Annotated in this window: 13 protein-coding genes; 3 read left to right on the forward strand and 10 right to left on the reverse strand. The window is 65.9% G+C overall.

Going from position 1 to position 13,881, the window contains the following annotated elements; genetic code table 11:
• Positions 1-3 precede the first annotated feature (3 nt).
• From rplX to AC07PV_RS18610, 9 genes are all read right to left on the reverse strand, one after another.
• Complete coding sequence (gene rplX / locus AC07PV_RS18570) at positions 4-324, reverse strand: 50S ribosomal protein L24 (protein WP_008906524.1); 321 nt, start codon at positions 322-324, stop codon at positions 4-6.
• 9 nt (positions 325-333) lie between these two features.
• Positions 334-702, reverse strand: a complete 369-nt coding sequence (gene rplN, locus AC07PV_RS18575; protein WP_007861702.1) for a 50S ribosomal protein L14 — start codon at positions 700-702, stop codon at positions 334-336.
• Between the two features lie 195 nt (positions 703-897).
• Entirely contained in the window at positions 898-2,490 is a 1,593-nt protein-coding gene (locus AC07PV_RS18580; RefSeq protein WP_494631012.1) for a glycerol-3-phosphate dehydrogenase/oxidase, read from the reverse strand.
• Between the two features lie 188 nt (positions 2,491-2,678).
• Positions 2,679-4,409 carry an ABC transporter substrate-binding protein gene (locus AC07PV_RS18585; RefSeq protein WP_218296827.1) on the reverse strand — a complete coding sequence of 577 codons (1,731 nt, stop codon included), beginning with the start codon at positions 4,407-4,409 and terminating at the stop codon, positions 2,679-2,681.
• A gap of 114 nt (positions 4,410-4,523) precedes the next feature.
• On the reverse strand, positions 4,524-4,832 hold the full coding sequence (locus AC07PV_RS18590; protein ID WP_218296826.1) for a DUF2160 domain-containing protein: 309 nt from the start codon (positions 4,830-4,832) through the stop codon (positions 4,524-4,526).
• A 12-nt stretch (positions 4,833-4,844) separates the two neighbouring features.
• Complete coding sequence (locus AC07PV_RS18595; protein WP_218296825.1) at positions 4,845-5,657, reverse strand: carbohydrate ABC transporter permease; 813 nt, start codon at positions 5,655-5,657, stop codon at positions 4,845-4,847.
• Entirely contained in the window at positions 5,650-6,546 is an 897-nt protein-coding gene (locus AC07PV_RS18600) for a carbohydrate ABC transporter permease (protein ID WP_218296824.1), read from the reverse strand. The genes AC07PV_RS18595 and AC07PV_RS18600 overlap by 8 nt, the downstream gene beginning before the upstream one ends.
• A complete protein-coding gene (locus tag AC07PV_RS18605; RefSeq protein WP_218296823.1) occupies positions 6,543-7,619 on the reverse strand; it encodes an ABC transporter ATP-binding protein in 1,077 nt (358 codons plus the stop codon). Before AC07PV_RS18605 ends, AC07PV_RS18600 begins: the two co-directional genes overlap by 4 nt.
• A gap of 1 nt (position 7,620) precedes the next feature.
• Positions 7,621-8,700, reverse strand: a complete 1,080-nt coding sequence (locus tag AC07PV_RS18610; protein ID WP_218296822.1) for an ABC transporter ATP-binding protein — start codon at positions 8,698-8,700, stop codon at positions 7,621-7,623.
• 190 nt (positions 8,701-8,890) lie between these two features.
• Between AC07PV_RS18610 and AC07PV_RS18615 the strand changes: the two genes are divergently transcribed.
• Positions 8,891-9,655 (forward strand): DeoR/GlpR family DNA-binding transcription regulator, encoded by a 765-nt coding sequence (locus AC07PV_RS18615; RefSeq protein ID WP_218296821.1) that lies wholly within the window; start codon positions 8,891-8,893, stop codon positions 9,653-9,655.
• A 159-nt stretch (positions 9,656-9,814) separates the two neighbouring features.
• A complete protein-coding gene (glpK, locus tag AC07PV_RS18620; protein WP_494631014.1) occupies positions 9,815-11,308 on the forward strand; it encodes a glycerol kinase GlpK in 1,494 nt (497 codons plus the stop codon).
• A 15-nt stretch (positions 11,309-11,323) separates the two neighbouring features.
• Here glpK and AC07PV_RS18625 read toward each other — a convergent pair whose 3' ends face one another.
• Positions 11,324-12,043, reverse strand: coding sequence for a GntR family transcriptional regulator (locus tag AC07PV_RS18625; protein ID WP_494597611.1), 720 nt, complete (start codon positions 12,041-12,043; stop codon positions 11,324-11,326).
• A gap of 94 nt (positions 12,044-12,137) precedes the next feature.
• Between AC07PV_RS18625 and AC07PV_RS18630 the strand changes: the two genes are divergently transcribed.
• Positions 12,138-13,835: a thiamine pyrophosphate-binding protein gene (locus AC07PV_RS18630; protein ID WP_218296818.1), complete on the forward strand. Its 1,698-nt coding sequence runs from the start codon at positions 12,138-12,140 to the stop codon at positions 13,833-13,835.
• Positions 13,836-13,881: the final 46 nt, after the last annotated feature.

Raw genomic sequence — 13,881 nt, forward strand, 5'->3', positions numbered from 1 at the left:
CCCTTAGGCCGCCTTGATTTCAGCGCCGCTGGACTTGAACACGCGAACGCGCGTGCCGTCAGCCTGCACCTTGATGCCCACGCGATCAGCCTTGCCGGTCGCGGCATTGAAGATGGCCACATTGGACTGGTGAATCGGCATGGCCTTTTCAATGATGCCGCCCGTCGTACCCTTCATGGGGTTTGGCTTGGCGTGCTTCTTGACGAGGTTGATGCCGTCGATGACGAGGTGGGAGTCATCCTTGCGCAGCGACACCGTGCCACGCTTGCCCTTGTCACGGCCGGTCAGCACGATGACCTCGTCGCCCTTGCGAATCTTGTTCATGGCGCGTCCTTAGAGAACTTCAGGAGCCAGGGACACGATCTTCATGAACTTCTCGGTACGCAGTTCACGCGTCACAGGTCCAAAGATGCGGGTGCCGATAGGCTCCAACTTTGCGTTCAGCAACACTGCAGCGTTGCCATCGAATTTGACGAGCGAACCGTCGCCACGGCGAATACCCTTCGCCGTACGAACGACCACCGCACTGTAAACCTCGCCTTTTTTGACGCGGCCACGTGGAGCGGCTTCTTTGATGCTCACCTTGATGATGTCGCCAACGCTTGCATAGCGACGCTTGGAACCACCCAGCACCTTGATGCAAAGGACGGACTTAGCGCCGGTATTGTCGGCAACCTCTAACCGAGATTCTGTCTGGATCATTTCAATATTCCCAACTTGCACCAGAAGACAACAGCCCCAGAGAACTTCTCAAGGGCTGCGGATCAGCCAGTCAGTCTTGGGCCCGTCGTCCGCACCGCAAACCATTTGCAGCACTTCCCGCTGGGCAGAAACTTCACGTAGGAAACGCGAAGCCCTCGATTATTGCAAAGGACTTCCAGGAAGTCAAGCGCCGCATCAGCCAGGGGCGTGCAGATACTGTTGCGCCAGCACCAGAAAGTCGCCGAGACGAGGGTCCGAACCCAGTTCCTCCTGCAGGAGGTCAGCGACGGCGGGCGCCAGTTCAATGGCCTTGCGGGCATCGAGGAACAGCAGCCTGCAGCGGCGCGCCAGCACATCTTCCACCGTGCGGGCGTATTCATGCCGCGCCGCGAACCGCACCATCGCCTCCGTCAGGCCGCCGCCCAGATCCGTCTGTGCACCCGGCATTTCCTGAACGGCCGCCGCTTCGCTGCCATAGGAGTGCAGCCCCTGGGCATCGCTGATACGGTGCCGCACAGGCCCCGGGGGCGTTCCCACCAGGGGCAAATGATTGGTCACGCCCGCGGGTTTTTCGGGCAGCAGGCCCGTGGTGAAGCATTTTTGCAACACATCTTCAGCCATGGCGCGGTAGGTGGTCCATTTGCCACCGGTCACGGTGATCAGGCCGCTGCGGCTGGCCAGGACGGTGTGCTCGCGGCTGATTTTCTTGGTGTTGTCGCCATCGTCGTCCTGCGGCTTCACCAAGGGACGCAGGCCCACCCAGATGCTGCGGATGTCCCCGATCTTGGGGGCGCGGGTGAGGTAGCGCGCCGATTCTTCCAGGATGAACTGGACTTCCTCGTGGAAAGGCTCCGGCTCCCGCACGATGTCCTGGCGCGGGCTGTCCGTCGTCCCCAGAATGAGCTTGCCCAGCCAGGGCACTGCAAACAGGACCCGGCCATCGGCCGTCTTGGGCACCATGAGGGCATGGTCGGAGGGAAGGAACTCGCGATCCACCACGATGTGCACGCCCTGGCTTGGCGCCACGATCGGCTTGACGGGGCGGCCAATGGCCTCGCCGTCCATCTGGCGCAGGGCATCCACCCACACGCCGGTGGCATTCACCACGGTGCGGGCGCGAACAGTGAACTGCTGGCCGCTGTCGGCGTCCTCGCAGACAAGGCCCGCCACCTTTCCCGCCTCATGGACCAGGGCCCGCGCAGGACAGTAGTTGACCACCAGGGCGCCCAGACCCGCCGCCGTCCGCGCCAGCGCCAGGGCCAGCCGGGCATCGTCGAACTGCCCGTCCCAGTACTTGACCCCTCCCTTGAGCCCCTCGGTCCGGGCCGTGGGCAGGCATTCCAGGGTGCGCGCACGGCCCAGGAACTGGGTGGCACCCAGTCCGGCTTTTCCGGCCAAGGCGTCGTACATCATGAGCCCGATGCCATAAAAGGGCGTCTCCCAGAAACGGTACGAGGGCATCACGAAAGGCAGGGGCTGGGCCAGATGCGGCGCGTTGTTCAGCAAGGTTGTGCGCTCATGCAACGCCTCGCGCACCAGCGCGATGTTGCCCTGGGCCAGGTAGCGGACACCACCATGCACCAGCTTGGTGGCGCGGGACGAGGTCCCCTTGGCGAAGTCGTGCGAGTCCACCAGGACCACGCTGAAACCGCGCGCGGCCGCATCCAGAGCGACTCCCAGCCCCGTCGCCCCGCCACCAATCACGGCAAGGTCGTAGTGGTGCGGCTGGGCCAGACGGGCCAGCAGGTCGGCGCGTCGCGTAGGAAGGGGGGCAGTGGCGATGGTCATGGGGTGATTGTCCATGGGCGGAACAAGAATTAAGGGTTTACCCTTGAATTCTTGGCACTTCCGGGATGAGAAACCGCCCAAGGGGAAGGAACTCCGGGGGGCGGCATGGAGTAAAAAAGGCAGCCAGAGACCTTGTGAGCCCTGGCTGCCGGTGGCATCAGTCGTCAAGAAGCGACCGCTTCAGGGTCTCAACGTGCCTTGCCGTCCTTCCAAGCCTGCAGCAGCGTGCCGTACGCAATCGTCTGGCCCTTCGGCTTCTCATTGGCCAGCTTGGCCCAAGGCGCCTGCTTGTCGCTCAGCCACTTGGCGTTGTCGCTCTTCGGATTGAGCTTGGGGGCGCAATGCGCCATGCCGGCACGTTCCAGACGGGCCATCACCTGGTCCATTTCGTCGGCCAGCGTGTCCATGGCGCCCTGGGGCGTCTTCTCACCTGTGACCGCCTGCGCCACATTCTTCCACCACAGCTGTGCCAGCTTGGGGTAGTCAGGCACGTTGGTGCCGGTGGGCGACCATGCCACGCGGGCGGGACTGCGATAGAACTCCACCAGGCCGCCCAGCTTGGGCGCCATGTCGGTCATGGCCTTGGACTGGATGTCGCTCTCGCGGATCGGGGTCAGGCCCACGATGGTCTTCTTGAGCGACGTGGTCTTGGCCGTCACGAACTGGGCGTAGAGCCAGGCAGCGGCGGTCTTGTTGGCGTCGTGGTCCTTGAAGAAGGTCCAGCTGCCCACGTCCTGGTAGCCGTTCTGCATGCCCTGCTTCCAGTACGGGCCGTTCGGGCCGGGGGCCATGCGCCACTTGGGCGTGCCGTCGGCATTCACCACAGGCAGGCCGGGCTTGGTCATGTCGGCCGTGAAGGCGGTGTACCAGAAGATCTGCTGGGCGATCTGGCCCTGGGCGGGCACGGGGCCGGCCTCGCCGAAGGTCATGCCCGTGGCTTCCTTGGGCGCGTACTTCTTCATCCAGTCCACGTACTTGGTCAGCGCGTAGACCGCAGCAGGCGAGTTGGTAGCGCCGCCACGGGCCACCGAGGCGCCCACGGGCGTGCACTTGTCGTCGGCCACGCGGATGCCCCATTCGTCGATCGGCAGGCCGTTGGGCGCGCCAATGTCCGCCGTGCCCGCCATGGACAGCCATGCATCCGTGAAGCGCCAGCCCAGCGAAGGGTCCTTCTTGCCGTAGTCCATGTGGCCATAGATGGGCTTGCCGTCGATGTTCTTCACGTCGTTGGTGAAGAACTCGGCGATGTCCTCATAGGCGCTCCAGTTGAGCGGCACGCCCAGGTCGTAGCCGTACTTGGCCTTGAACTTGTCCTTGATGTCCTTGCGGTCGAACAGGTCGGCGCGGAACCAGTACAGGTTGGCGAACTGCTGGTCGGGCAGCTGGTACATCTTTCCGTCCGGGCCGGTCGTGAACTTGGTACCGATGTAGTCCTTGAGGTCGATGCCGGGGTTGGTGAATTCCTTGCCCGCGCCGCCCATGTAGTCGGTCAGGCTCATGATCTTGCCGTAGCGGTAGTGCGTACCGATCAGGTCCGAATCGGAGATCCAGCCGTCATAGATCGACTTGCCGGACTGCATGGAGGTCTGCAGCTTCTCGACCACGTCGCCTTCCTGGATCAGGTCGTGCTTGACCTTGATGCCCGTGATTTCCTCGAACGCCTTGGCCAGCGTCTTGGATTCGTATTCGTGGGTGGTGATGGTTTCAGACACCACCGAGATTTCCTTCACGCCCTTGGCCTGCAGCTTCTTGGCCGCATCGATGAACCACTTCATCTCGGCCATCTGCTGGTCCTTGCTCAGCGTGGAAGGCTGGAACTCGCTGTCAATCCACTTCTTGGCTTCCGCCTCGCCCGCCATGGCGGCCTGGCCCGTCATGACCGCAACTGCCAATGCCAGCGCTGTGTACCGCGTCTTCATAGTGCCTGTCTCCTCATAGTCATCTCCCCTTTTGGATGCAAGGGTCGCCCGGCTCCGGGGAAGGGTTGAGCCGCGCGACGGGAACCAACGGAATGAAAGCTGCCTGCGAACGCGCTACCCCTTGCGCAGGATCAGCGCCAGCAGCGCCATCGACAGCACGAAGCTGATCCAGATCGAAGGATCGCCCTGAAGGCTGAACCACTGGGCCAGCTTGCCGCTGATGCCCACAAAAATCAGATTCACGTAGGCCGCTGACAACAGCCCAATAAACAGCCGATCACCGCGCGTCGTCTCCAGCGGCAAAAAACCCTTGCGCATCGTCGTGGGCGACTTGATCTCCCACACCGTCATGCCAATCAGCATCAGCACGATGCAAATGAAGAACACCGCCACGGGCAGCGTCCAAGCCATCCACTCAAACATGGCGATATCTCCTCAAACCCGGCCCATCGCGAAACCCTTCGCGATGTAGTGCCGAACAAACCAGATCACGATGGCACCCGGCACGATGGTCAGCACGCCGGCGGCGGCCAGCGTGGCCCAGTCCATGCCGCTCGCGCTCACCGTGCGCGTCATGGTGGCCACGATGGGCTTGGCATTCACGCTGGTCAGCGTGCGCGCCAGCAGCAGCTCCACCCAGCTGAACATGAAACAGAAGAACGCCGCCACGCCCACGCCGGCCTTGATCAGCGGCAGGAAGATCGTCATGAAAAAGCGCGGAAAGCTGTAGCCATCGATATAGGCCGTCTCGTCGATCTCGCGCGGAATGCCGCTCATGAAGCCTTCCAGGATCCACACCGCCAGCGGCACGTTGAACAAGAGGTGCGCCAGCGCCACGGCAATGTGCGTGTCCATCAGCCCCACGGTGGTGTAGAGCTGGAAGAACGGCAGCAAAAACACGGCCGGCGGCGTCATGCGGTTGGTCAGCAGCCAGAAGAACACATGCTTGTCGCCCAGGAACTGGTAGCGCGAGAACGCATAGGCCGCCGGCAGCGCCACGGTCAGCGATATCGCCGTGTTGATGGCCACGTAGATCAGGCTGTTGATGTAACCCGAGTACCAGGACTCGTCGGTGAAGATGGTCTTGTAGTTGTCCCACGTGAAGTTCTGGGGAAAGAACGAGAACGTCGAGAGGATCTCCGCGTTGGTCTTGAAGCTCATGTTGACCATCCAGTAGATGGGCAGCACGGCGAAGACCAGGTAGGCGATCAGGAACACCGACCGCTTGTGGAAGCGTTTTTCATTCATGGCCGGCCCCTTCGTTGCTGGCGGTGCCCACGCGCTGCATCCAGTTGTAGAGGATGAAGCACAGCAGCAGGATGATGAAGAAATAAATCAGCGAGAACGCTGCGGCGGGACCCAGGTCGAACTGGCCCACGGCCTTGGTCGTCAGGTACTGGCTCAGGAAGGTGGTGGCATTGCCCGGCCCGCCACCCGTGAGCACGAAGGGCTCGGTGTAGATCATGAAGCTGTCCATGAAGCGCAGCAGCACCGCGATCATGAGCACGCCGCGCATCTTGGGCAGCTGGATGTAGCGGAACACCGCGAACTTGCTGGCACCGTCGATGCGGGCGGCCTGGTAATACGCATCCGGGATGGAGCGCAGGCCGGCGAAGGCGAGCAGCGCCACCAGCGGCGTCCAGTGCCACACGTCCATGAGCAGCACCGTGAGCCATGCATGCGCGGCGTTGCCGGTGTAGCTGTACTCGATGCCCGCCTCCTGCAGCAGGCGCCCCATGAGGCCGATATCCGCGCGGCCATAGATCTGCCAGATGGTGCCCACCACGTTCCAGGGAATCAGCAGCGACAGCGCCACCACCACCAGCACGGCGGACGACTTCCACCCCTGCGCGGGCATGGACAGCGCGAGCAGGATGCCCAGCGGGATCTCCACCGCCAGCACCGCCAGCGAGAACGTGATCTGGCGCCACAGCGCGGCGTGCAGCTCCTCGTCGCGCATCACGGCGGCGAACCACTCGGTGCCCACGAACACCCGGCGCTCGGGCGAAATGATGTCCTGCACCGAGTAGTTCACCACCGTCATCAACGGAAGGATGGCCGAGAAAGCCACGCAGATGATGACCGGAAGGATCAGGAACCAGGCCTTCTGGTTCACGGGCTTGGTGGTGGTGCTCATGCCAGCAGCTCCTCGTTTTGATAGAAGCACGTGTGCTCGCCGAGCACCTGCAGCCAGACGGCATCCCCCGCGGAAGGCAGCCGTGCTTCCGGGCTGAAGCGCGCCTTGAGCGTGTGCTCGCCCACCTTGGCGGTCAGCATCAGGTAGGTACCGATGTCCTGCACCTGCACCACCGTGCAGGGCAACGCGCCGGCTTGGCCGGGCTCGGCCAGGGCCAGGTACTCGGGCCGCACGCCCACCTGCAACACACCTTCGGGCAGGGCGCGGTCCACCGGCGCGGCCAGGCGGTGGCCCGCCACCGACAACGCGGCTCCATCGCGCTGGGCGGGCAGGAAGTTCATGCCGGGCGAGCCGATGAAGTGGCCCACAAAGACGTGTGCGGGCCGCTCGAACAGCGCGTCGGCCGAGCCCACCTGCACGGCACGGCCGCGCGTCATCACCACCACCTGATCGGCAAAGGTCAGTGCCTCGACCTGGTCGTGCGTCACATAGATCAGCGTGAGCTTGAGTTCGTGGTGGATCTGCTTGAGCTTGCGCCGCAGCTGCCACTTGAGGTGCGGGTCGATCACCGTGAGCGGCTCGTCGAACAGCACGGCCGCCACATCGGCGCGCACCAGGCCACGGCCCAGCGATATCTTCTGCTTGGCATCGGCCGCGAGGCCGGCCGCGCGCTGGTTGAGCTGCCCACTCATCTCCAGCATCTCGGCGATCACGCCCACGCGCTGCCTGATCTGGTCTTCGGGCACCTTGCGGTTGCGCAGCGGGAAGGCCAGGTTCTCGGCCACCGTCATGGTGTCGTAGATCACGGGGAACTGGAACACCTGCGCAATGTTGCGCTCCTGCGGGCTGGCGCGCGTCACGTCGCGGCCATCGAACAGCACCTTGCCGTGCGAGGGCACGAGCAGGCCCGACATGATGTTGAGCATGGTGGTCTTGCCACAGCCCGAGGGGCCCAGCAGCGCATAGGCACCGCCGTCCTCGAACTCCATCTTGAGCGGCAGCAGCGCGTAATCGCTGTCCTGCTGCGGGTTGGGCTTGTAGGAATGCGCCAGATCCAGACTAATGCGAGCCATTTCAGCGCCCTCCCTGGCGCGCGGGCGCCCATGCCAGCCGGCCGTCAGCGCCAAACACATAGGCCTGCGCCGGGTCCAGATGCAGCGTGAGGGGCGTGCCCAGTTCGAAGTAATGCACCCCCGTCAGCTGGGCGACCAGGTCACCCCAGGGCGTCGTGGCGTGCACGAAAGTGTCGGACCCGGAAATCTCGGCCAGCTCCACCACGCCCCCCACGCTGATGTCATCAGGGCGGGCATGTACGCGCAGCGCGCTGGCGCGCACGCCCACGGTGAGCCCCGCGGCCGTGGCCACACCCTGCGGCAGCGGCACGGCCAGCTCCACGCCGCCCTCCAGGCGCACGCCACGCGGGGTTGCCGATGCGGCGATCAGGTTCATGGGCGGGTCGCTGAAGGCACGCGCCACGCGCAGCGAGTTGGGCGCATGGAACACCTCCGCCGTCGGGCCGTACTGCAGCAGCTGCCCCTCGTCCAGCACGGCGGTGTAGCCGCCCAGCAGCAGGGCCTCGCCCGGCTCGGTGGTCGCATAGACCACCGTGGACTGGCCGGCGGCAAACAGCTGCGTCAGTTCTTCACGCAGCTCTTCGCGCAGCTTGTAGTCCAGGTTCACCAGGGGTTCGTCCAGCAGCATCAGGGGCGCACCCTTGGCCAGGGCGCGGGCCAGCGCCACGCGCTGCTGTTGCCCGCCCGACAGCTCGGCAGGATAGCGGTCCAGGAACATGTCGATGTGCAGGCGGCTGGCGATCTCGCGCACCCGGGCGTCGATGTTCTTTTCGCCGCGCAGCTTGAGCGGCGATGCAATGTTGGCCGCCACCTTCATCGAGGGGTAGTTGATGAACTGCTGGTACACCATGGCCACGTTGCGGTCGCGCACGGGCATGCCGGTCACATCCACGCCATCGACCGTCACGCGGCCCGCGGTCGGTGTGTCCAGCCCGGCCATGATGCGCATGAGGCTGGTCTTGCCTGCCTGCGTGGCGCCCAGCAGCACCGTCACGGCGCCGCTGTGCAGCGCCAGGCTCATGTCATGGAGCCAGGTCTGCGGACCAACCTTCTTGCTGATGCTGTCCAGTGCCAGCTGCATCACGCAACCTTTCTAATGGGCCCCTGAGGGCCGGGTGGATCTGGCTCCCTGCCGCGCACGCAGCAAAACGCCTCGTTTTCGATTGCGTTCATTTTTGTTCTTTTTTGATCGTATTGAATCAAGGTTTACCCTTAACAGGTTCCTTTTTGTTCGATTTAAAGTATCTCCAATCCTCAGACCACTGATTCGCGTGAATACGAACCCCCGACAACTGCTGCTTCTCGAAGAAGTCCGCGCGCGCAAGTCCGCCACGGTCGAACAACTGGCCGACACGCTGGGCGTGACGCTGCAGACCGTGCGCCGCGATGTGCAGCGCCTGGCCGAGTCCGGCCTGCTCACGCGCTTCCATGGCGGCGTGCGCGTGCCCAGCTCCACGGTGGAGAACCTGGCCCACACCCAGCGCGAGACGCTGCATGCCGAAGGCAAGGCACGCATCGCGCGCGCCGTGGCCGAGCAAGTGCCCAACGACTGCTCGCTGATCCTGAACATCGGCACGACCACGGAAGCCATCGCCAAGGCGCTGCTGCACCACCGCGGCCTGCGCGTGATCACCAACAACCTGAACGTGGCTGCCATCCTGAGCGGCAACCCCGAGTGCGAGGTCATCGTGGCCGGCGGCGTGGTGCGCGCGCGCGACCGAGGCATCGTGGGCGAGGCGGCGGTGGACTTCATCCGCCAGTTCAAGGTGGACATCGCGCTCATCGGCATCTCGGGCGTCGAGCCCGACGGCTCGCTGCGCGACTTCGACTACCGCGAGGTGAAGGTGGCGCAAACCATCATCGAGCAGTCGCGCGAGGTCTGGCTGGCGGCCGACCACAGCAAGTTCAACCGCCCGGCCATGGTGCAGCTGGCCACGCTGCAGCAAATCGACCGCCTGTTCACCGATGCGCCACCGCCCGAGCCCTTTCCCGTATTACTCCAGGACGCCGAGGTCATCTGCACGGTCGCTGCATGACAGAAGGCCCCCCGAGTCACCTGCGGCGCCTTCCCCCGGTGGGGGACGACGCCCTCGCTGCGGGGCGGCCCTTGCTCGGCGTCCGCTGGTCTGGGCCGCGCGCTGATCGACCGCCGTGGACACTACGTGGATTCATACATTTCGGAGCCCCTCGTCACCATGACTTACCTGCTCGCCCTCGACCAAGGCACCTCCAGCTCCCGCAGCATCGTTTTTGACGAAGGCGGCCACATCGTGGCGCAGGCGCAGCTGGAGCTGCCGCAGATCTACCCACAGCCCGGCTGGGTCGAGCATGACCCGCTGGAGATCTGGCGCACCCAGCTGGCCACGGCACGCGATGCGCTTGCCAAGGCGGGCATAGCGGCGAGCGCCGTGCGCGCGGTGGGCATCACCAACCAGCGCGAGACCACGGTGCTGTGGAACCGCAGGACCGGCCAGCCCGTGCACCACGCCATCGTTTGGCAGGACCGGCGTGCCGAACCCGCCTGCGCACAGCTGCGCGAACAAGGCCACGCAGCCACCATCCAGGCCAGGACCGGGCTGCTGGTGGACGCCTACTTCTCGGGCACCAAGCTGCAGTGGCTGCTGGACCATGTCCCCGGTGCGCGCGAAGCCGCCGAGCGCGGCGACCTGGCCTTTGGCACGGTGGACAGCTGGCTGATGTGGAAACTCACCCATGGCCAGGTGCATGTGACGGACGTGAGCAACGCCTCGCGCACCATGCTCTTCAATGTGCACACCAACCAGTGGGACGACGAGCTGCTGGCGCTGCTGCGCATTCCCAGGGCGCTGATGCCCGCAGTGCTGCCGTCGAGCGCCCACTTTGGCGACATCGCCCCCGACCTGCTGGGCCACTCCATCCGCATCGGCGGCGTGGCGGGCGACCAGCAAAGCGCGCTGTTCGGCCAGGCCTGCTTCACGGCCGGCATGGCCAAGAACACCTACGGCACCGGCTGCTTCATGCTGATGCACACGGGCGGCGTGTTCCAGACCAGCCAGAACGGCCTGCTCACCACCAGCGCGGCGCAGGCAGGCACGGCGCCCGAATACGCCATGGAGGGCAGTGTCTTCGTGGGCGGCGCCGTGGTGCAGTGGCTGCGCGACGGCCTGCGCGCCATCTCCACCAGCAACGAGGTCGAGTCGCTGGCGCAGAGCGTGCCCGACTCGGGCGGCGTGATGATGGTGCCCGCCTTCACGGGCCTGGGCGCCCCGTACTGGAAGCCCGATTCGCGCGGCACCATCACGGGCCTCACGCGCGGCACCACGCTGGGCCACATCGCCCGCGCAGCGCTGGAAAGCATCGCCTACCAGAGCGCCGCCCTGCTCCTGGCCATGAGCCGCGATGCCGTGGTCGCCGGCGGCGCACCGGTCAGCGAGCTGCGCGTGGACGGCGGCGCCTGCATCAACGACCTGCTGATGCAGTTCCAGGCCGACCTGCTGGGCATCCCCGTGGTGCGCCCGGCCGTCATCGAAACCACGGCCCTCGGTGCGGCCTACCTGGCGGGGCTGTCGAGCGGCGTGTACCGCAGCACGGACGAACTCTCGCAGCTGTGGCGCGCCGACCGCCGCTTCGTCCCCACGCTGGGCAGCGCGCGCGCGCAGGAGCTGATGGCGAACTGGGAACACGCCGTGCGGCAGACCACGGCCGCATAGGCAGGCTCACCGCCTTCAGGCCGCGGGCGGCATGGCCCCGGGCGGCTGCGCCTGCTCCTGCGGCAGGTAGATGCGCGCCAGCCCCCGCGTGATCGCGTCCACGATCTGGTCGCGCCGCAATGCGATGTGCGCGGACAGCAGACGCTCGCTCAGGGCCGGGTCCCGCGCGCGCAGGGCTTGCAGGATGTCCTGGTGCTCATGCTGGGTGGAATCGCGCCCGACGTTTTCCATGTCAATCCAGCGGATGAACCGGATGCGTTCATTGAGGCTCAGCAGCATGCGCCGCAATTCGGAATTGCCCGCCATGTCCGCGATGCGCATGTGAAAGCCCTCGTCCAGCTCCACCAGCCGCTGCACCGCAGCCGCGGCGGGAACGCGCCGGCTCTCCTCCAGGTAGGAACAGGCCTCTTCCACCTGGGCGTCCGTTGCCCGCTCGATCGCCAGCCGCATGCATTCGCGCTCGATCGCCACGCGCGCTTCATACAGGTCCAGCGTTTCCTGCACGTCGAGCGGGCGGCGCATGTAGCCCCGCGTGGCCGGCTGCAGGAACCCTTCCGTCACCAGCCGCCCCAGGGCCTCGCGCACGGGCGTGCGGCTCACGCCCAGGCGCTCGGCCAGCTCGATTTCGCTCAGGCGCTCTCCGGGCTTGAACTGGTAGGCAATCGCCATGTGCCGCAGCGTGTTGTAGACGCTGGAACCTCTCTCGCGGCGAATCTTGGCAATGGGAGCTGTCATGGGGGTGTATTGTGCACGCGCTCTTTCAGAATTCATTTAGGTATACTTAAATGAATTCTCGCGAATCACCCCAACCCGACGAAGGCCCTCCGACATGACGACCCCTTTCAATGGCGCCGATGCGATGGTGCGCATGCTGCAGCACAACGGCGTGAAGCACATCTTCGGCCTGTGCGGCGACACCAGCCTGCCGTTCTATGACGCCCTGGCGCGCCTGGACCACGGCATCGACCACATCCTTACCCGCGACGAGCGCAGCGCCGGCTACATGGCCGACGCCTACGCCCGCGTGACCGGCAAGGTGGGTGTGTGCGAGGGCCCCAGCGGCGGGGGCGCCACCTACCTGCTGCCCGGGCTGGTGGAGGCCAACGAGTCCTCCGTGGCGGTGCTGGGCATCACCTCGGATGTGTCGGTGGGCGCGCGCGGCAAGTTCCCGCTGACCGAACTCGACCAGCAGGCGCTCTACCGCCCCCTGACCAAATGGAACACCACCATCGACCGGGTGGACCAGATTCCGCATGCCGTGCGCAGTGCTTTCCGTGCCATGACCACGGGCCGCCCCGGCGCGGCCCACATCTGCCTGCCCTACGACGTGCAAAAACATGCCATCGACCCCGCGGAGGTGTGGGCGCAGCCAGGGCATGGCCAATTTCCCGCCCACCGCTCGGCACCCGACCCCGCGGCGGTGGACGAGGCCGCCGACCGCCTCGTGGCGGCTACGTCGCCCGTGCTCATCTGCGGCGGCGGCGTGGTGATCGCTGGCGCCAGCGCGGCGCTCGACGCCCTGGCCACGCTGCTCAACGCGCCGGTCTGCACCAGCGTGAGCGGCCAGGGCAGCCTGGCCGACACGCACCCGCTGAACGCGGGCGTGGTCGGCACCAATGGCGGGATCGATGCCACCCGCGCCGTGGTGGCGCAGGCCGACCTCGTCCTGTTCATCGGCGCGCGCGCGGGCTCCACCACCACCGAGCACTGGCAGATGCCGTCCCGCAAGGTCACCATCCTGCACCTTGACGTGGATGCGATGACCATCGGCACCAACTACCGCACCGACGTGGCGCTGGTCGGGGATGCCCTGCTCGGCCTGCAGGCGCTGCACGCCGCGGTGCAGGCGCGCATCGGGCGCCGCCCCGCCCACGCGGCCGATGGCGGGGCGCTGGCCGGCGAGGCACGCGCCCGCAAGCAGGCCTTCTTCGCACCGCTGGCGGCATCGCTGGACCGCCCCATCAAGCCCGAGCGCGTGGTGGACGTGCTCAACCGGCTGCTGCCGCCCCGAGCCATCGTGGTGGCCGACCCCGGCACGCCCTGCCCCTACTTCACCGCCTACTTCAACGCACCGCAATCAGGGCGCCACTTCATCACCAACCGGGCGCACGGCGCGCTGGGCTTCGCCATGTCGGCCGGCGTGGGCGCGGCGTTCGGGCAGCCGGACTCGGTGGTGGTTTCCGTCATGGGCGACGGCAGCTTCGGCTTCACCTGTGGGGAGCTGGAGACCATCGTGCGCCGCAACGTGCCCCTGAAGATGATCGTGTTCTCCAATGCGGTCTATGGCTGGATCAAGGCCAGCCAGAAAACCGGCTACGACGGGCGCTACTTCTCCGTGGACTTCAACCGCACCCACCATGCGCGCGTGGCCGAGGCCTTCGGCGTGAAGGCCTGGCAGGTGGAGGACCCCGCCGACCTCGAGGGCGCCATCAGGGCGGCCCTCCTGCACGACGGCCCGGCGCTGGTCGACGTGGTCTCGCAGGAACTGCAGGACACGGCCGTGCCCGTGAGCCAGTGGATGGGCTGAGGCCCGCCCCCCGGCATGTCCGCGGGCGCCAGCCTTGGCGCCCGCC

Source organism: Acidovorax sp. GW821-FHT09A11 (assembly GCF_059418365.1).

Bases quoted from the DNA above. Each gene is read 5' to 3' on its own strand.
- rplX (WP_008906524.1), bottom strand. From the start codon at position 324: ATGAACAAGATTCGCAAGGGCGACGAGGTCATCGTGCTGACCGGCCGT.
- rplN (WP_007861702.1), bottom strand. From the start codon at position 702: ATGATCCAGACAGAATCTCGGTTAGAGGTTGCCGACAATACCGGCGCT.
- AC07PV_RS18580 (WP_494631012.1), bottom strand. From the start codon at position 2,490: ATGACCATCGCCACTGCCCCCCTTCCTACGCGACGCGCCGACCTGCTG.
- AC07PV_RS18585 (WP_218296827.1), bottom strand. From the start codon at position 4,409: ATGAAGACGCGGTACACAGCGCTGGCATTGGCAGTTGCGGTCATGACG.
- AC07PV_RS18590 (WP_218296826.1), bottom strand. From the start codon at position 4,832: ATGTTTGAGTGGATGGCTTGGACGCTGCCCGTGGCGGTGTTCTTCATT.
- AC07PV_RS18595 (WP_218296825.1), bottom strand. From the start codon at position 5,657: ATGAATGAAAAACGCTTCCACAAGCGGTCGGTGTTCCTGATCGCCTAC.
- AC07PV_RS18600 (WP_218296824.1), bottom strand. From the start codon at position 6,546: ATGAGCACCACCACCAAGCCCGTGAACCAGAAGGCCTGGTTCCTGATC.
- AC07PV_RS18605 (WP_218296823.1), bottom strand. From the start codon at position 7,619: ATGGCTCGCATTAGTCTGGATCTGGCGCATTCCTACAAGCCCAACCCG.
- AC07PV_RS18610 (WP_218296822.1), bottom strand. From the start codon at position 8,700: ATGCAGCTGGCACTGGACAGCATCAGCAAGAAGGTTGGTCCGCAGACC.
- glpK (WP_494631014.1), top strand. From the start codon at position 9,815: ATGACTTACCTGCTCGCCCTCGACCAAGGCACCTCCAGCTCCCGCAGC.
- AC07PV_RS18625 (WP_494597611.1), bottom strand. From the start codon at position 12,043: ATGACAGCTCCCATTGCCAAGATTCGCCGCGAGAGAGGTTCCAGCGTC.
- AC07PV_RS18630 (WP_218296818.1), top strand. From the start codon at position 12,138: ATGACGACCCCTTTCAATGGCGCCGATGCGATGGTGCGCATGCTGCAG.